Below are 17,540 nucleotides of genomic sequence, written 5' to 3'. Positions count from 1 at the left end.
TCGATGGCGAGACGGGACGCCTCGCCGCGTCCCCTCGCCCGTGCCGCAGGCGATCGTTCGAATCGCGCGCGGTTTCGGCTGCCGGTCGCCCATCGGGCGGCGCGGCGCCTGATGCTTTCAGGGGATCATCGTGCCTTCATTCCACTACCTTGCCGCGGCCTCGCTGGCCGCGCTCGCCGCGTCGTCGGCGTCCGCCCAATCCACCGACCCGCGCCGCGCCGAATTGCTGCGCCAACGCGACGCCATCGACGCCGAATTGCGCAAGCTCGACGCGCCGGCACCAGCCGCCACGCCGACGCCGGTTGCATCCACGCCCATCGACACGCCCGCGGCGCCTGGCGACATCATCGTCACGGGACGGGCGCTGACGCTCACCACGCAGGTGACGGGCCAGACCGACACCACGATCTCGGACCGCGAGTTCCGCAACACGCCGGCGCGAACCATCGCGGACATCGTCAAGCTCTCGCCCGGCGTTACGGTCATCGGCGGCAACGGTCCGCGCGACGTGGGCGTGTCGATCCGCGGGTCCAACGCGCGCAACAGTTTCGGCGCGCGCAACATCCAGGTGTTCGAAGACGATTTCCCGGTCACCCAGCCCGACGGCCTCGCGCGCTTCGATCTCACCGATCCGCACGCCTACGGCGCAGTCGACGTCGTCCGCGGGCCATCGTCCGCCCGGTACGGCAATTACGCGATCGAGGGCGCGATCAACTTCCGCACGCGCCGCGGCCGCGACATCCAGGGGGCCGAGCTGGGGCTGGACGCTGGCAGCTACGGCTATCTCAATGCCTATGCGACGATCGGCCACGGCAACGCCGACCAGGACTATGCGCTGTTCGGCAGCTTCGTGCGCGCCAACGGTGCGACGGGCCATACCGGCTATGAGACGGGCACGATCAACGCGCTCGCGACCGTCGCGCTGTCGGATCGCGACCGGCTGACCGGCAAGGTCATCTACAATGAAGGCGAATTCCGCCTTTCGACGCGCCTGTCGTTCAACCAATTCGCCGCCAACCCCTATCAACAGGGGTGCGAGCAAGCGGCGACGGCCGCGCAGGGATGCGGCACGATTTCGGTCCTGGTGAACGGGATCAACGGCACCCGGATCGCCCAGACCGCGACCGAGGGCGACCTTGCCCGCAACGATCGCCGGACGATCGTCGGCGTGCGCTGGGAGCATGATCTGTCGTCGGCGACGACATGGCGCACGCAGGCGCTGTTCGACAGCCGCGTCGTCAACCAGCCGACCGGCGCCACCCCCTTCAAGGGCACGCTCGACAGCTATGCGATCAGTTCGGACGTGACGAACCGTGGGCGCCTGTTCGGCATGGATGCGGTCAGCTTCGTCGGCCTGTTCTACGGCTATCTCGATAACCAGAGCTTTTCGTTCAACAAGACGCCCGCCGGCCGCAACGGCATCGGCGCACCCACGCAGACCGTGTTCGGCGACGTGCGCAACCTCGGCATCCGCGCGCGTGAAGAACTGCGGCTGACCCCGACGCTGACGTTCGTCGCGGGCATCGGCGCCGAACGGTCGATCATCAACATGCGCCAGACCGCTTATGCCTATCCGGTCGGCGCCAGCCCGACGCTGACGCTGGTGCCGGCGCTGCGCCGCTTCGGCAATGTCGCCCCGGAAGCCTCGCTGGTCTGGCAGGCGGACCCGGCGCTGCGCCTGCACGCACGGGTGGGAACCGCCTATGGCATACCGCAATCCGGCCAGCTGTTCGTCACGTCCGCTGGCGTGCCGGGCGACAATACGGCGCTGAAGAGCCAAAAGAACACCGGCATCGATCTCGGCGCCGAACTCAGCCTCGGCCGCACGCTCACCGCCGAACTGACCGGCTATTACGAGTGGTTCCGCAACGAACAGGTCACCCAGTCGGCGGGCGTCAACCTGCTGTCGTTCACCACCAACGTGCCGCGGTCGATCCATCGCGGCGTCGAACTGGCGGTGGAATGGCGCCCCGATCTGATCGAGGGCAGCTACGTCCGCGGCAATTACAGCTACAACGACCAGCGCTACACGCAATATCTCGAACGGCTGACGTCGGGCGCCGTGTCGTCGGTCTTCGATCGCGACGGCAACCGCATTCCCGGCGTGATCCCCACCTTCGCCAACCTTCGGGCGGGCTATGACCGCCCTGCCGGTCCGCTCGCCGGGCTGGGCGGGTTCGCCGAGGTGACGTGGCGTTCGCGCTATTGGATCGACAATGCCAATTCGCTGCGCGTGCCGGGCTATGCGCTGGTCAACCTCAACCTGCATTACGATCCGCCGGCCGGCGCCGGATGGTGGTCGCGCCTGTCCTTCTACGCCTCGCTCGAGAACCTGGCCGACACGACCTATGTTGGCTCCGCATCGATCATCGCCAACAGCCTGGCCGCGAACGGCACGCTCAATCCGGCAGCGACCCTGCGCGGCGTCACGGGCTCGATCTATGCGGGCCAGCCCCGCACGATCTACGCCGGCATCAAGGGACGGTTCTGATGGCACGCGACACGCAGGGCCGCACCGCCCAGGCAGGCGGCTTCTATTCGTCGGTCTGGCGCTGGCATTTCTACGCGGGGCTGTTCTGCATCCCGTTCGTGATCTGGCTGGCGCTCACCGGCACGATCTATCTATGGCGCCCGCAGATCGAATCCTGGCTCGATTGCCCGTACGATCGCCTGCCCGTCGCCGGCGCACCCGCCTCTCCGGACGCACAGGTCGCCGCGGCCTTGCACGCCGTGCCGGGCGCCACCTTGCGCAAATATGTGATGCCCGAACGGCCCGACGCCGCAGTCCGCGTGCTCGTCACGCGGGACGGCGCGGACCGTCGCGTCTACGTCGATCCCCACTCGCTGGCCGTGCTCGGCATCGTGACGGAGGAGCAGCGCCCCATGCGGCTGGTCTTCCGCCTGCACGGCGAGCTGCTGGCCGGAGCGACCGGCAGCTATCTCGTCGAGATTGCCGCCTGCTGGGCGATCGTGATGCTGCTGACCGGCCTGTATCTGTGGTGGCCCCGCGGGCGGCGTGGCCTCGCCGGCATCCTCTACCCCCGGCTGCGCGCGAAGGGGCGCCTGTTCTGGCGCGACATCCATGCGACCGCGGGCATCTGGGTCACGGTGTTCGCCCTGGGACTGATCCTCACCGGCCTGCCGTGGGCCAAGGGTTGGGGGACCTACCTCACCCAGGTCCGCCAGGTCACCGGTACATCGCAGGGCCCGGTGGACTGGACGATCGGCGGCAAGGCTCCAAAGGCCGATGCCGTGTCGGGCGAGCATGCCGGGCATGGCGGCATGACGATGCCGGCGCCGCCGCCGGCGCCGGGCGATCTTGCCCGCGTCATCGCCACCACCCGTCCACTGGGCCTCGCCGGACCGGTGCTCATCACGCCCCCTGCGCAGGGCGGTGCTCCCTGGTCCGTCGCCTCCGACACGGCAGACCGTCCCTTGCGCAGCACGCTCAAGGTCGACGGCACGACCGGCCGGATCGTCAGTCGGACGGACTTCGCGCAACGCCACTGGATCGATCGGGTGATCGGCTACGGCATCGCGGCACATGAGGGCGCGCTGTTCGGCCTCGCCAACCAGCTGCTGGGCACCGCCACGGCGCTGCTGCTCGTCCTCTTGTCGGTGTCGGGCGCGGTCATGTGGTGGCGGCGGCGGCCGATCGGCCTGCTCGGCGCGCCCCTCCCCGTCGGCCGGGCGCGGTTCGGCGCCGGGCTGGTCGTCGCGATCCTCGCCCTCGCGCTGTACCTCCCGCTGTTCGGTCTGACGCTGATCCTCGTCCTGCTGTTCGAGGGGGTCGCCCGCCGATGGCTCCCCGGCCCGTCGCAATGGCTGGGCCTGCGATCCGCCTGACGTGGTCGCCCAGCGTCATTCGGGGGCAAACCGGCAGCTTGCCCGCCCCCGGATGACGCCAGCACGTTGATCGCCGCCCCCGGCCGGCGTATCGCGGGGCATGACCCGCACGCAGCCCTGGCGAAAAGCCCTGATCGCGCTGTTCGTCGCGATCGTGGCGTTCACCGGTTATCACGCGGTTCGGACGGTCAGCGATGCCATCTATTGGAACGCGCACCGCGACGAACCGATCGAGCCGTGGATGACGATCGGCTATGTCGCGCATTCCTATCACGTCCCGCCGCACATCCTCCACGCCGCGCTGAACCTGCCGCCGACGCCGGATCACCGGCCGCTCGCCCGCATCGCGCGCGACAGCGGACGGTCGATGTCGCAGGTCGAGGCGAAATTGACCTATGCGATCGTGCACGTCCGGCCGCCATATCCGCCCCCCGGCCCGCCGCCGCCGCCCGCCGCCCCATCCCGATCGGCGTCGTCCGCCCGATGACCGACCAACTGCTCGAACTGCTGACGACCTATGGGCTGCCGGCATTGTTCGTCGCGATGATCCTGGCGGCGGCCGGCATGCCCTTCCCCAGCTCGCTGACGCTGGTGGCGATGGGATCGTTCGTCGCGCAGGGGGAATTGTCGTTCTGGCCCGTCGTCGCCGCGGGCTCGGCCGGCGCCGTCATCGGCGACCAGATCGGCTATGCCTTCGGGCGCTACGGCGGACGCCCGCTGCTCGCGGCGGTGACCAGGCGCATCGGCGGGGCGGACAAGGTCGAGCAGGCCGAGGCCTATTCGCGCAAATGGGCGGGATGGGGCATCTTCTTCAGCCGTTGGCTGATCGGGCCGCTCGGACCGTGGATCAACGTCACCAGCGGCCTGACCGAATATCCCTGGGCGCGCTTCATCGCGCTCGACGTGGCGGGCGAGGTCCTGTGGCTGGTGATCTACGTGTCGCTGGGCCGCGCGTTCAGCGATCAGGTCCAGACGATCGCCAGCCTGCTCGGCAACCTGACCTGGGTGATCGTCGGCCTGCTGGCCGCCGTCCTGCTCGGGTGGAAGCTCTTCGGCCGATCACAGGCGCCGGGCGTCGATCCAGACTCCAGCCGCGCATAGGGCATAGCCGCTGGACCGACGCGGCGGCGATCAGCGCTGCTTCTTCGTGATCGTCGCGGTGAAGTCGGGGTCCTTCTTCGCCACCCAATCGACGAATTTGCGCACGTTGGGATGATCCAGCAGGCCCGCGACATTCATGCCGTGCCGCTGCAGTTCGGAATTGGTGAAGTTTGCGGTCAGCGTCTGCTGGCAGATCGGATGCATCGGCACGACGTCGCGGCCCCCGCGGCTCTTGGGCACCGGATGGTGCCAGACGATGGTCTTGCCCGTCGGCCGGCCGCACAGCCAGCAGGGCGGCGGCGCGGCCGGCGTGTCGTCTTCTGCGGGAAGGTGATCGTAGGGATCATATTTCGAACGTCTGGCCATAACGCGATCCGATTGCTTCGATTGCCCCCGCCTGTAGCGAAGCGATCCGCCGCGTCCTAAGGAAAGCGGCGAACAGGGTCCGATCGCCGCGGACCGATCGGGGAATATCATGACAAATCCGTTGAAACCTTGGGACGCGGCGTTGGTCCGCCGGTGGCTGGAACGTCGGCACGCCGCCGCGCGGCTGGATCAGGCCGCGGCGGACCGGCAAGGCTATGACGCGCGCGACGATTACGACAAGGCGGCGGCCGAGGAATGGGTGTGCCGCACGTTGAAGGATGACGATAGCACGACCGACCAGGCCGCCTTCGCCGCCCGCCTCAAGCAATTGATCGCGCAGGAAAATTATCCCGCGACCGGTCTGAATGACGAAGACCGGTTCGAACGGCACGTCCGGACCTATCTGCGCAAGGTCGCCAAGATGACGAAGGCGAACGAAGGCTTCGCAAAGACGCTGCGCCACCAGTGAACGCGGCGGCCTCCGGCCGCTTTGACCATTCCCGAACCTCCGACCTCCCCTCGCGCACGACCGGCGGCCTTGCCCACGCCTGCCATCGTTCGGCAGCGCAAGCTTCGACACTGGTAGGACCAAAAAGCGCTAGTGAGTCAGCTAGCCGCGTTGACGCGTGTTACAGCTCAGCCGATGAATGTCCACAACATCGCATATCTGGTACTACCAGAAGAGAGAGGTGCCGTGGACGTTTGGGCGCAGAATTACGATCCGTTGGGCAATATCTGGCTTTCCAGCCTGGTCGCGGCCGTGCCGATCATCTTCTTCTTTCTGGCGCTGACCGTTTTTCGCCTGAAAGGCTATGTCGCGGGAACGATCACCGTAGCGCTGACGCTGGCTGTCGCCATCGCGCTCTACGGCATGCCGGTGCACAGTGCGCTCGCCGCCGGCGTGTTCGGCTTCTTCTACGGCTTGTGGCCGATCGCCTGGATCATCCTGGGCGCGGTGTTTCTCTACCGTATCGCGGTGGCGACCGGCGCATTCGACATCATCCGGCAATCGATCCTGAACGTCACGGAGGATCAGCGGCTGCAGCTGCTGCTGGTCGGCTTTGCGTTCGGTGCCTTTCTGGAAGGCGCGGCGGGGTTCGGCGCGCCGGTCGCGATCACCTCGGCCTTGCTCGTCGGGCTGGGTTTTCGTCCGCTCTATGCCGCGGGCCTGTGCCTGATCGCCAACACCGCCCCCGTGGCGTTCGGGGCGATGGGCATTCCGATCGTCGTCGCCGGACAGGTGACCGGCATCGACCCGTTCCTGATCGGACAGATGGCGGGGCGGCAGTTGCCGCTGCTGTCGGTCCTCGTGCCTTTCTGGCTGATCCTGATCATGGACGGCCCGCGCGGGGTACGTGAGACTTGGCCCGCCATTCTTGTCGCCGGTGGGTCGTTTGCCATCGTCCAATTTCTGACCGCGCAATTCATCGGGCCGGAGCTGCCCGACATCACCGCGGCGCTCGCGACCCTGATCACCCTGCCCATCTTCCTGCGCTTCTGGCAGCCCAAGCGCATCTTCCGCTTCGACGCGGCGGAGGTCGCCGCCGACGGCGCGGTGCCGGTCGCGCCGGTCACGGCGCAGACGGTTCGCCATTCGCCCGCACAGATCGCCTGGGCCTGGTCGCCGTTCCTGATCCTGACCGTGTTCGTCACGCTGTGGAGCATCGCCCCGGTCAAGGCGCTGTTCGCTGCCAACGGGCCGCTCGCACACCTCGTGCTGAAGCTGCACGTGCCATTCCTCGACAAGCTGGTCGCCAAGGTGCCGCCGATCGTCCCGCAGGTCACGCCCTATGAAGCGGTGTACAAGTTCGACTGGCTGTCGGCGACCGGCACCGCGATCATGCTGGCGGCGATCGTCACCATCGCCTTCCTACGAATGAAGCCGGCAGACGCGGCGCGCACCTTTGTCGAGACGTTGAAGAGCCTGCTGATCCCGATCTATTCGATCGGCATGGTTCTCGCCTTCGCGTTCCTCGCCAATTATTCGGGGCTGTCGGCGACGCTCGCGCTGGCATTGGCGCATACGGGATCGGCCTTCACCTTCTTCTCGCCGTTCCTCGGCTGGCTGGGCGTGTTCCTGACCGGATCGGATACCTCGGCCAACGCGCTGTTCGCCGCCCTCCAGGCCAATACTGCGCACCAGATCGGGGTCAGCGACGTGCTGCTGGTCGCGGTCAACACGACCGGCGGCGTCACCGGCAAGATGATCTCCCCGCAGTCGATCGCCATCGCCTGCGCCGCGGTCGGGTTGGTCGGCAAGGAATCCGACCTGTTCCGCTTCACCGTACGCCACAGCCTGCCGCTCTGCGCGCTGGTCGGGATCATCACCACGGTCCAGGCCTATCTCCTATCATGGATGATCCCATGAGCGTGCCAGCCAGCGTATCCCACCGGGCGGAAACCGCGATCGAGGCGCTGATCGCCCAGCGCAAGCTGCTGCCCGGCGCGCGCCTGCCCTCCGAACGATCGCTGGCCGAGACGCTGGGGGTATCGCGCAACATCCTGCGCGAGGCGATGAACCGGCTTGCGGCGCAGGGACGGATCATCATCCGCCCGCGTGCCGGGGCGATCTTGGCCGAGCCGTCGGCGCAATGGACCGAGCAGATGATCGCCGAACCGCTGGCCCCGCTGGTCGAGGCCAATCCGGGCTATGGCCATGACATCTTCGAGGTCCGGGAGTCGCTGGACGGCACCGCCGCCTATCATGCCGCCCGGCGCGCGGATGCGGTGGACAAGGACCGTATCCGCCGCCGCTTCGACGCGATGGAGAAGCTGCACGGCGCGGGCGACGTCGCGGCGGAGGCGCATGCCGATGCCGCTTTCCACCTCGCCATCGCCCATGCCTCGCGCAACGCGGTGCTGACGCATGTCATGTCCAGCCTGTTCGGGCTGCTGCACACCAGCATCTCGCAGAGCCGCGAAACAATCTACGCCGTGCCGCGCACGTTCGAGGCGCTGTCGGCGCAGCACCGCGCGATCATGGAGCGGATCGTGGCGGGCGACGCGGACGGCGCGCGCGATGCGGCCGACGTCCATCTCGAATTCGTGCGCACCACGGTCCGGCAGGTCGAGGACGACTTGGCCCGCACCGAGCGCGCCACCGCCGCGCGCAGCGCCGAACTCTCGTTATAGATTGGGAACAACCCGATGATCATCTCCGCCCCGACCGACTATCGCGAAGCCGCGCGCCGGCGCCTGCCGCCGTTCCTGTTCCACTATATCGACGGCGGCGCCTATGCCGAACATACGCTGCGCCACAATGTGTCCGACCTGTCCGAGGTGGCGCTGCGCCAGCGGGTGTTGCGCGACGTCGCCGATATCGACCTGGGCACGACGCTGTTCGGCCGGTCGGTCGGCATGCCGATCGTCCTCGCCCCCGTCGGGCTGACCGGCATGTATGCCAGGCGCGGCGAGGTGCAGGCGGCGCGCGCGGCGGCGAGCAAGCAGGTGCCCTTCACCTTGTCGACCGTATCGGTCTGCGCGATCGACGAAGTGCAGCGCCAGTCGCCCGCGCCGATCTGGTTCCAGCTCTATGTGCTGAAGGATCGCGGCTTCATGCGCGACGCGTTGGAACGCGCGCAGGCGGCGGGGGTGGAGACGCTGGTCTTCACCGTCGACATGCCCGTCCCCGGCGCGCGCTACCGCGATGCGCATTCGGGGATGTCGGGACCGGGGGCTGCATGGCGGCGGATGCTGCAGGCGGTCACGCACCCCCGCTGGGCCTGGGATGTCGGCATCCATGGCCGGCCGCACGATCTGGGCAATATCTCCGCCTATCGCGGCGCGGCCACCGGCCTTGAGGACTATATCGGCTGGCTGGGCGCCAATTTCGATCCGGGGATCGGCTGGCGCGACCTGCAATGGATTCGCGATGTCTGGAAGGGATCGATCGTCATCAAGGGCATCCTCGATGTCGAGGATGCGCGCGAGGCGGTGCGTTTCGGTGCGCAGGGTATCGTCGTGTCGAACCATGGCGGGCGACAGCTCGACGGCGTGCTGTCGTCTGCGCGCGCCCTGCCCGCCATCGCCGACGCCGTGAAAGGACAGCTGACGATCCTCGCGGACTCGGGGGTGCGATCGGGGCTGGACGTGGTGCGGATGCTGGCGCTGGGCGCGGACGCGGCCATGCTCGGCCGCGCCTTCATCTACGCGCTAGCCGCCGATGGCCAGGCGGGGGTCGCCAACCTGCTCGATCTATTCGACCGCGAGATGCGGGTGGCGATGGCGCTGACCGGCGTGCGGACGATCGCGGACATCGATTCGACCATCATCGCGCGCTGACGCCGACCGGGCCGGCGACGCGCGCCGGGCCTCTCGATAAGGGGATATCACATGCCGCATGTTCGGCAGCGGAAGACCTGTGCCCTATTGCTGTCCGGCGTGGCGCTGATCGCAGCGACACCCGCTGCCGCGCAATCCGCCGAGGACTACCAGGCGCTGCGCAGCAAGGTGGCGCAGTTACAGCAACAGCTCGACGCGCTGCAACGCGCGCTGGATGCGACGCGCCCACCCGCGCAGCCCGTGCCGGTCGCCGCCGCCACGCCCGCCCCCACCGCGCCCAGCCCGACTGCGCCCAGCCCGACTGCGCGCGTGGCCATGCCAGACCCCCTGCCCCGCCCAGTGGGCACCCCGTCGATCACCGCGCAAGGCGGCACGTCGTCGCTGCCGTCGGGCTATGGCTTCCGCATCGGCGAGACCAGCTTCCGGATCGCGGGCTTCATCAAGGGCGACCTGATTGTCAGCCGCTACGGCAACGGCGATACTGCGACCAACCCGCTGGGGCGCGAACTGTCGCTGCCGCAATCGATCCCGGTCGGCGGGCGGCGATCCGGCATCCTCACCGATGCCTCCGCCAAGCAATCGCGCATCGCCTTCCAGACCGCGACACCGGTCGGCACCCAGTCGCTGACCACGCTGATCGAGGCGGATTTCCAGGTCGCACCCGCGGTGGCCGGCGGGGAACGCGCGCTCAATCCCTATACCTTCGGCCTGCGCCGCGCCGTCGCGGGCTATGGCGGTTTCGCGGTCGGACAGGATTGGAGCAACTTCCAATATGTCGCGGCCCTGCCCGAGACCGCCGATTTCGTCGGCGTCACCGACGGCACCGTGCTCGTCCGCCAGATGCTGCTGCGCTACAGCCGCCCGATCGGCAACGGATGGACCGTGTCCGCCTCGATCGAAAACCCCGAAACCGTGTCCGCGATGGCCGGCGCGACCGCGCTGTCGGACAATGACGATGACAGTATCCCCGACCTCACCGGGCAATTGCTCTGGTCGGCCAGGGGCGCCAGCCTGTCGCTGACCGGACTGTTCCGATCGATGCGCGTCGATCCCGCCAACGGACGGCCAGCGGCAACGGCACAAGGCTATGGCGTGTCGCTGGCGGGCATCGCACCGCTGCCCACCGGCAAGGGCGACGATATCCGCTTCATGATGACCGGCGGCCGCGGGCTCGGGCGTTATGTCAGCGCCAATGTTGCGGCCGATGCGATCTATCAGGCGGCAGACGACCGGCTCGTCCCCGTGCCGCTGATTGCGGGATTTGCGGCGGTCCGCCATGTCTGGACCGGCACGCTGCGCAGCACGTGGATGGGGTCGTTCCAGCGCATCTGGAACCCGGCGTCGGCCTCGCCCCTGTCGACGCGGCAGGTGTGGGACACGGCGATCAACCTGTTCGTCTCGCCGTTGCCGCGCCTGGATCTGGGCGTCGAAGCACGCCTGTCGCACCGGGAGCTGGCCAATGGGTCGGCGGGAACGCTCGATCGCCTGCATGTCACGGTCAAACAAGGTTTTTAGTTCGCGCCCTGTGCCGGCGCCTCCATGGCGAGGCCACAGCCCAGCCGTTTTCCGCAGACATAAGGATGGACACAGCGGCCCCGTGCCTCGTTTACAGGGGGCATCGCATGCAAACGCCGGAGTGCCTCCCATCTTCAACATCGTCTTTGCCATACCGGCGCTGATCGTCATCGCGCGCTGGTTGTGGCCCCTGCCGCTGCCGCTCTGGGCCAAGATACCGGCCGGCCTCCTGATGCTGGCGGCGTCACAATTTCACCTGTGGAGCCGCTTTTCGTCGGGTTCGGTCTTTGCCCCCGAATTTCCGCGCCCCATCGTCATTCTCTTCAACTGGGCATTCGGTGCTCTGGTGCTGCTCGCCGTCTTCCAATTGGTCCTCGACCTCGGCGCACTTCTGACGATGCTCGTGCGGCAGGCGGCGATCCGCGAGCCGGACGTGCTGCGCTACGCCGTCGGGGGTCTCGCCGCGATACTCGCCGGGATCGGTGTCGCCAACGCGCTGCGCGTTCCGCCGATCAAGGACGTGACGGTGGCGATCCGCGACCTGCCGTCATCCTTCGACGGCTATCGCGTCGTCCAGCTTACCGATCTGCATATCAGCCGGCTCTTTACGCCCCGCTGGGCGCAGGCGGTCGTCGATCGCACCAATGCGTCGGGCGCCGACCTGATCGTCGTCACCGGCGACTTCATCGACGGGTCGGTGGATATGCGACGCGACGACGTGGCGCCCCTGCAGCGGCTGCGCGCACCGGACGGCGTCTATGCCATTCCGGGCAATCACGAATATTTCTTCGATTACGGCGCATGGATGCGGCACTTGTCGGGCCTGGGCTTCCGCATGCTGACCAACGCCCACACGGTCGTCGCACGCGGCGGGGACCGTCTGGTGGTCGCCGGGGTCACCGACCTGTCGGCCCCCAGCGTCGGCGAGGCGGGGCCCGATCTCAGCCTCGCGCTGCGGGGTGCCCCCGCCGGCGCGCCGGTCATCCTGCTCGACCACCAACCTCGCAAGGCGCGCGACGCCGCCGCACGCGGAGTCGCGCTGCAACTGTCCGGGCATACGCATGGCGGCATGATCCGCGGGCTCGACCGGCTCGTCGCGCGCGGCAACGCCGGCTTCGTGTCGGGCCGTTATACGGTCGGCGGGATGACGCTGTACGTCAGCAACGGCACCGGCCTGTGGCCGGGCTTTGCGCTAAGGCTCGGCGTGCCGTCGGAGATCACGCGCCTCACCTTGCGCCCCATGCCATAGGGCCACGCACCGCACTCGGCGGCCAAGCCGTTGAAACAACGGGCCATCATCGACGAACGGCCTTCCCCTGATGGCGGGGGAATGCTCTAACCTCCCGATGACCACCCTTCGCTTCCGTACGGTTCTGACGCTGCTGGCCGGCTTCGCCGCGACGCCGCTCCTGGCGCAATCGACGTACGATCAGGTCGATCCGATGATCGGCACCGGCGGCGAAGGCCATACCTTTCCCGGCGCGGTCGCGCCGTTCGGCATGGTGCAATTCTCGCCCGACACGGACACCACCTGCGTCCTGCGCGCCTGCTACAGCCATGCCGCCGGCTATCGGTACGAGGATCCGACGATCCAGGGCTTCTCGCTGACGCACTTTTCGGGCGCCGGGCATTCGGATCTCGGCGATGTGCTGATGATGCCCGTTGCCGGCAACGTCGTTCCGATCGAACCGGGCGATATCGGTAAGCCCGGGACGGGCTATCGATCGCGCTACGACCATGCGGCGGAGGTTGCGCGGCCGGGCTATTATGCGGTCGCCCTGAAGGATCGGGGCGTCCGCGCCGAACTCACCGCGGGGACGCGGATCGGCGTCGCCCGCTATCGCCCCACCGCCGGGGCGCAGCCGATGCATCTGCTGCTCGACCTGCGCAGCTCGCTCTACAATTATCCGGGCAAGGTCCTGTGGTCGTCGATCCGGCTGCGTCCCGACGGCATCGTCACCGGTTGCCGACAGACGCGTGGCTGGGCGCCGGATCGAAATTTGTGCTTCGCCATCCGCTTTTCGGCGCCGCTGACCGGCCACGCCTTTGTCTCGACCGAGACCGACGTCGCCTACAAGGGCTTTCAGGGTCCCGGGCGCGGCAGCGACGCGGTGGCCGAACGCGCCGGGCGGGCGCTCGTCGCCCGGTTCGATTTCGGCACCACCGATCGCCCGATCGAGGTGACCAGCGCCATCTCCTCGGTCGACGAGGCGGGCGCGATCGCCAACCTGCTGAGCGAAACCGGCGATTTCGACGCGATCGCCGCCCGAACCGCGACGGCATGGCACGCCGCGCTCGACGTGCTGCGGATCGACGCGCCCGCGCCCATGCAACGATCGGTCGCGACCGCGCTCTACCACAGCCTCCTCGCCCCGTCCGTCGCCGGCGACGTCGACGGCCGCTATCGCGGGCCGGACAATCAGGTCCATCGCGCGGACGGCTATACGTTCCGATCGACCTTCTCGCTGTGGGATACGTTCCGCGCCGAACATCCGCTGCTGACGCTGGTGCAGCCGGCCAGCACCACGCGCGACATCGTCCGCTCGCTCATCGCCAGCCGCGAACACAGTCCCGACGGCATCCTGCCCGTCTGGCAGTTCCAGGGGCGCGAGACGTGGACGATGATCGGCTATCACGCCGCTCCGGTGATCGCCGATGCCTATTTGAAGGGCATCCGGGGGTTCGACGCCGATGCCGCGCTGGCGGCGATGGTCGCCAGCGCCACCTATGCGCCCTATGCCGGTCTCGGCGAATATATGGCGCGCGGCTACGTGCCAATTGACCGCGAACCCGAAGCGGCATCGAAGACGGTTGAATATGCCTATGACGACTGGACCATCGCCCGCATGGCGCGTGCGATGGGGCGCGCCGACGTCGCCGCAACCTTCGCAAAGCGCTCGGAAAATTGGCGCAACAGCTTCGATGCGAAGACTGGATTCATCCGCGCGCGCAAGAGCGACGGGACGTTCCGCGTGCCGTTCGATCCCACCGCGATCAACTACGGATCGGATTATACAGAGGGCAATGCCTGGCAATACAGCTGGTTCGTGCCGCAGGACCAAGCCGCGCTCGTCCGCGCGCTGGGCGGCGATGCGGCGACCGTCGCGAAGCTGGATGCGATGTTCGACTTCGACACGTCCAAGCTCGACTATAGCCATGCCGAGGACATCGCCGGACTGATCGGCCAGTACATCCACGGCAACGAACCTAGCCATCACGTCGCCTATCTGTACAATTACGCCGGCGCGCCGTGGCGCACGCAGGCGCGGCTGACGCAGATCGTCGGCAGCCAGTATCGCCCGACGCCTGATGGCCTGTCCGGCAACGACGATCTGGGCCAGATGTCGGCATGGCTCGTCTTTACCGCCTTGGGCTTCTACCCGGTGACGCCGGGCAGTCTGGAATATGTCATCGGTCGGCCGTTCGTGAACCGGGCGGTGCTGACGCTACCCAACGGCCGGACACTGACCGTCATTGCCGACGGACTCGACGACCGACACCCCTATGTCGGTAAGGTCCTGCTGAACGGAACGCCCGTCACCCGCGCCTATGTACGCCACGATGAGATCATGGCGGGCGGCGAATTGCGTTTCGTCATGCAAGCGGCGCCGAACACCACCTGGGCAACGCGCCCCGCGGATCGGCCCTATTCCAGCAGCCGCGCGCGCTGAGCCGCGCCCCGCCGTCAGGACCGTCGCAAACCGAGCCGCCACAGCCCGGCCAGCAGCAGCGTCACTGCGCCCCCGGCCCCTGCAACGAGCACCGCGGGCCGCTGGCCGAGCCGCACCGCCGCGCGATCGAGCGCGACCTCCACACCGCCCGCCAGATTGACCAGCCCCGGCACGACCTTCGTGTCGAAGACGTATTTGGGCGCTGAAGGACCAGTGGTCTTTTTCAGCATATAGTCGCGGCCGACCGTCATGGCATTTCTCCAAATAATTTCGCTGCTTAACATGGGTTTGGGATAGTTGGCGCCACCCATCGGTTAACGTGACGAGCGAGCGAATGTTTCGCCGCGACCCGCCGCAGCGCCGGCAGGAGATGCCCGATGCCCGGAACCTACAAGCCCTATCGCCTCCCCTCCGGCGGCTGGGGGTCGGCGCGATCGGTCGGCAATATCCTGCGCCGCGAGGGCGTGCTCGGCAGCGCCAGCATTGCGCTGTCGCGCCACAACAAGGTCGACGGCTATCAGTGCAACAGCTGCGCCTGGGTGAAGCCCGCGACGCCCCTGCCCTTCGAATTTTGCGAAAACGGGGTGAAGGCGGTGGCGTGGGAGCTAACCGCGCATCGCTGCACCCCGGCCTTCTTTGCCGAACATACGGTCAGCGAATTGCTCGGGTGGGACGATTACCATCTCGAACAACCGGGCCGCCTCACGCACCCGCTGCGCTATGACGCGGCAAGCGACCGATACGTCCCCGTCTCTTGGGGCCATGCGATCGAGGAGATAGCCCGCGAACTCCGCGCCGTGGAAGACAAGCAGCACGGCACCGTCTTCTACAGCTCCGGTCGTTTGTCGAACGAAGGCAGCTATCTGTATCAACTGTTCGCCCGGCTTTACGGCAACAACAACCTGCCCGACAGTTCGAACATGTGCCACGAAACGACCTCGGTCGCGCTGCCCGCCAGCATCGGCCAGGGCGTCGGTACGGTCGATCTCGCCGATTTCGCCCGTACCGACTGCCTGATGTTCTTCGGCCAGAATCCGGGCAGCAATTCGCCGCGCATGCTGCATCCGCTGCAGGAAGCGAGCGAACGCGGCGTCCCGATCATCACCTTCAATCCCTTGCGCGAGCGCGGGCTTGAGCGGTTCCTCAACCCACAGTCGCCGACCGAGATGCTGACCGGCAAGGAGACGCGGATCAGCTCGGCCTATCATCAGGTCAAGAACGGCGGTGACCTGGCCGCAATCGCCGGCATCTGCAAGGCGGTGCTCACACTGCACGATGCGGCGCTCGCCGCGGGCGAGCCCCCGGTCCTGGACCTCACCTTCATCGCCGATCACACGCACGGCTTTGAGCCCTTCGCCGATTGGCTGCGCGTACAGGATTGGGACGAGCTGGAGCGCCGCTCCGGCCTGCACCGCGCCGACCTGGAAGCGACGGCACACACCTATGCGCACGCGCCCTCAACGATCGGAGTCTACGGCATGGGGCTGACCCAGCATCGCGCCGGCGTGGAAACCGTCCAGATGCTGGTTAATCTGCTGCTGATGCGCGGCAATATGGGCCGATCGGGCGCCGGCATCTGCCCGGTGCGCGGCCACAGCAACGTGCAGGGCCAGCGGACGGTCGGCATCACGGAGAAGCCCGAGCTGTTTCCGCTCGACCGGCTGGGCGAGCAATTCGGCTTCGAACCGCCGCGCGAAGCGGGCTACAACACCGTCGAGGCGTGCGAGGCGATCCTCGAGGGCACGGTCAAAGCCTTCTTCCTGCTCGGCGGCAATTTCGTGCGCGCCATTCCCGACCACGGCCAGATGGAGCCCGCCTGGCGCCGGATGCGGCTGACCGTCAACGTGCTGACCAAGCTCAACCGCACCGCGCTGCTGCCCGGCGAGATCAGCTATATCCTGCCCGTCCTCGGTCGCCTCGAAATCGATGAGACCGCCGCGGGCCAGCAGGCGGTGTCGATCGAGGATACCTCCGCCTGCGTCCACGGCAGCCGCGGTCTACGCACTCCCGCCTCGCCGCATCTGATCAGCGAAATCCGGCTGCTGTGCGAACTCGCCAAACAGGTGTTCGAGCCCAATCCGAAGGTCCGCTGGGACACGTACATGACCGACTATGCCGAGATCCGGCATGAGATCGCCTATACGCTCCCCGAAAGCTTCTGGGATTACGATCGGCGCATGTGGGAACCGGGTGGCTTTCAGCGCGACCTGCCGGTCAAGCGACGCGAATGGCGCACCGACACCGGCCGCGCCAATTTCGTCACGCCGCAGGCGCTGGACGAAGATCTCGACATGCCCGACGTCGGCCATGACGTGCTGCGCCTGATGACGCTGCGCAGCAACGATCAGTTCAACACCACCGTCTATGGCTACACCGACCGGTTCCGCGGGATCGACGGCATCCGCAACGTCGTGCTGATGAACCAGTCCGACATCGATCGGCGCGGCCTGAAGGTCGGCCAGGCGGTGACGCTGCGCACCGTTGCGGATGACGGCGTGGACCGGCATCTGTCGGGCCTGATCGTCGTCGCCTATGACATTCCGGTCGGCTGCATCGGCGGGTATTATCCCGAATGCAACGTGCTGATGCCGGTGTGGCATTATGCCGTCGGCAGCAAGACCCCCGCCGCCAAGTCTATCCCCGTGACGGTGACAAGCGACGGCGACGCGATTCTGGAGCCCGGGATGGTCGACCGGTCCGCCGAACGCCCGGTCGACTGATCTGCGACACAAAGGCCGCCCGTGCGTTGACGCATCAAAC

The 17,540-nt window shown here is 67.5% G+C and carries 14 protein-coding genes; 12 read left to right on the top strand and 2 right to left on the bottom strand.

The genetic code is table 11. From position 1 onward, the window contains the following. Positions 1 to 130 precede the first annotated feature (130 nt). The 4 genes from ACGVWT_RS10910 to ACGVWT_RS10895 all read left to right on the top strand — a co-directional run bounded on the left by ACGVWT_RS10910 (position 131) and on the right by ACGVWT_RS10895 (position 4,947). A complete protein-coding gene (locus ACGVWT_RS10910) occupies positions 131 to 2,491 on the top strand; it encodes a TonB-dependent receptor (RefSeq protein WP_315462344.1) in 2,361 nt (786 codons plus the stop codon). Continuing rightward, complete coding sequence (locus tag ACGVWT_RS10905) at positions 2,491 to 3,846, top strand: PepSY domain-containing protein (RefSeq protein ID WP_315462345.1); 1,356 nt, start codon at positions 2,491 to 2,493, stop codon at positions 3,844 to 3,846. Before ACGVWT_RS10910 ends, ACGVWT_RS10905 begins: the two co-directional genes overlap by 1 nt. A 100-nt stretch (positions 3,847 to 3,946) precedes the next feature. Beyond that, on the top strand, positions 3,947 to 4,333 hold the full coding sequence (locus ACGVWT_RS10900; protein WP_315462346.1) for a hypothetical protein: 387 nt from the start codon (positions 3,947 to 3,949) through the stop codon (positions 4,331 to 4,333). Beyond that, entirely contained in the window at positions 4,330 to 4,947 is a 618-nt protein-coding gene (locus tag ACGVWT_RS10895) for a DedA family protein (protein WP_315462347.1), read from the top strand. Before ACGVWT_RS10900 ends, ACGVWT_RS10895 begins: the two co-directional genes overlap by 4 nt. A 30-nt stretch (positions 4,948 to 4,977) precedes the next feature. Here ACGVWT_RS10895 and ACGVWT_RS10890 read toward each other — a convergent pair whose 3' ends face one another. Continuing rightward, positions 4,978 to 5,313, bottom strand: coding sequence for a hypothetical protein (locus ACGVWT_RS10890; protein ID WP_116461514.1), 336 nt, complete (start codon positions 5,311 to 5,313; stop codon positions 4,978 to 4,980). 109 nt (positions 5,314 to 5,422) lie between these two features. On the opposite strand from ACGVWT_RS10890, the gene ACGVWT_RS10885 reads away from it, so the two are divergent. The 7 genes from ACGVWT_RS10885 (at position 5,423) to ACGVWT_RS10855 (ending at position 14,780) form a co-directional block, all read left to right on the top strand. Next, the gene (locus tag ACGVWT_RS10885) at positions 5,423 to 5,782 is read left to right on the top strand and encodes a hypothetical protein (protein WP_315462348.1); all 360 of its coding nucleotides are present in this window, start codon (positions 5,423 to 5,425) and stop codon (positions 5,780 to 5,782) included. A gap of 225 nt (positions 5,783 to 6,007) precedes the next feature. Then, positions 6,008 to 7,681, top strand: coding sequence for an L-lactate permease (gene lldP, locus ACGVWT_RS10880; RefSeq protein ID WP_315462349.1), 1,674 nt, complete (start codon positions 6,008 to 6,010; stop codon positions 7,679 to 7,681). Then, positions 7,678 to 8,445 (top strand): FCD domain-containing protein, encoded by a 768-nt coding sequence (locus ACGVWT_RS10875; RefSeq protein ID WP_315462350.1) that lies wholly within the window; start codon positions 7,678 to 7,680, stop codon positions 8,443 to 8,445. Before lldP ends, ACGVWT_RS10875 begins: the two co-directional genes overlap by 4 nt. 15 nt (positions 8,446 to 8,460) lie before the next feature. After that, entirely contained in the window at positions 8,461 to 9,594 is a 1,134-nt protein-coding gene (lldD, locus tag ACGVWT_RS10870; RefSeq protein ID WP_315462351.1) for an FMN-dependent L-lactate dehydrogenase LldD, read from the top strand. Positions 9,595 to 9,645: 51 nt separating this feature from the next. Continuing rightward, positions 9,646 to 11,109, top strand: a complete 1,464-nt coding sequence (locus tag ACGVWT_RS10865) for a porin (RefSeq protein WP_315462352.1) — start codon at positions 9,646 to 9,648, stop codon at positions 11,107 to 11,109. 121 nt (positions 11,110 to 11,230) lie between these two features. Then, the gene (locus tag ACGVWT_RS10860; RefSeq protein ID WP_315462353.1) at positions 11,231 to 12,358 is read left to right on the top strand and encodes a metallophosphoesterase; all 1,128 of its coding nucleotides are present in this window, start codon (positions 11,231 to 11,233) and stop codon (positions 12,356 to 12,358) included. Between the two features lie 97 nt (positions 12,359 to 12,455). Beyond that, positions 12,456 to 14,780 (top strand): GH92 family glycosyl hydrolase, encoded by a 2,325-nt coding sequence (locus ACGVWT_RS10855; RefSeq protein ID WP_315462354.1) that lies wholly within the window; start codon positions 12,456 to 12,458, stop codon positions 14,778 to 14,780. 14 nt (positions 14,781 to 14,794) lie between these two features. Here the strand turns inward: ACGVWT_RS10855 and ACGVWT_RS10850 are convergent, their stop codons facing one another. After that, positions 14,795 to 15,031 (bottom strand): hypothetical protein, encoded by a 237-nt coding sequence (locus ACGVWT_RS10850; RefSeq protein ID WP_315462355.1) that lies wholly within the window; start codon positions 15,029 to 15,031, stop codon positions 14,795 to 14,797. Positions 15,032 to 15,157: 126 nt separating this feature from the next. Between ACGVWT_RS10850 and ACGVWT_RS10845 the strand changes: the two genes are divergently transcribed. Then, complete coding sequence (locus ACGVWT_RS10845) at positions 15,158 to 17,500, top strand: FdhF/YdeP family oxidoreductase (protein WP_315462356.1); 2,343 nt, start codon at positions 15,158 to 15,160, stop codon at positions 17,498 to 17,500. Positions 17,501 to 17,540: the final 40 nt, after the last annotated feature.

The sequence above is a fragment of the Sphingomonas sp. S6 genome (assembly GCF_043498045.1).
GTDB lineage: Bacteria > Pseudomonadota > Alphaproteobacteria > Sphingomonadales > Sphingomonadaceae > Sphingomonas.
Note: the sequence above shows the minus strand (reverse complement) of the source record. Positions and strands in the feature narration are given on the sequence as shown.

Coding starts and splice junctions, on each gene's coding strand:
- ACGVWT_RS10905 (WP_315462345.1), top strand. CDS start 2,491: ATGGCACGCGACACGCAGGGCCGCACCGCCCAGGCAGGCGGCTTCTAT.
- ACGVWT_RS10900 (WP_315462346.1), top strand. CDS start 3,947: ATGACCCGCACGCAGCCCTGGCGAAAAGCCCTGATCGCGCTGTTCGTC.
- ACGVWT_RS10895 (WP_315462347.1), top strand. CDS start 4,330: ATGACCGACCAACTGCTCGAACTGCTGACGACCTATGGGCTGCCGGCA.
- ACGVWT_RS10890 (WP_116461514.1), bottom strand. CDS start 5,313: ATGGCCAGACGTTCGAAATATGATCCCTACGATCACCTTCCCGCAGAA.
- ACGVWT_RS10885 (WP_315462348.1), top strand. CDS start 5,423: ATGACAAATCCGTTGAAACCTTGGGACGCGGCGTTGGTCCGCCGGTGG.
- ACGVWT_RS10875 (WP_315462350.1), top strand. CDS start 7,678: ATGAGCGTGCCAGCCAGCGTATCCCACCGGGCGGAAACCGCGATCGAG.
- lldD (WP_315462351.1), top strand. CDS start 8,461: ATGATCATCTCCGCCCCGACCGACTATCGCGAAGCCGCGCGCCGGCGC.
- ACGVWT_RS10865 (WP_315462352.1), top strand. CDS start 9,646: ATGCCGCATGTTCGGCAGCGGAAGACCTGTGCCCTATTGCTGTCCGGC.
- ACGVWT_RS10855 (WP_315462354.1), top strand. CDS start 12,456: ATGACCACCCTTCGCTTCCGTACGGTTCTGACGCTGCTGGCCGGCTTC.
- ACGVWT_RS10850 (WP_315462355.1), bottom strand. CDS start 15,031: ATGACGGTCGGCCGCGACTATATGCTGAAAAAGACCACTGGTCCTTCA.
- ACGVWT_RS10845 (WP_315462356.1), top strand. CDS start 15,158: ATGCCCGGAACCTACAAGCCCTATCGCCTCCCCTCCGGCGGCTGGGGG.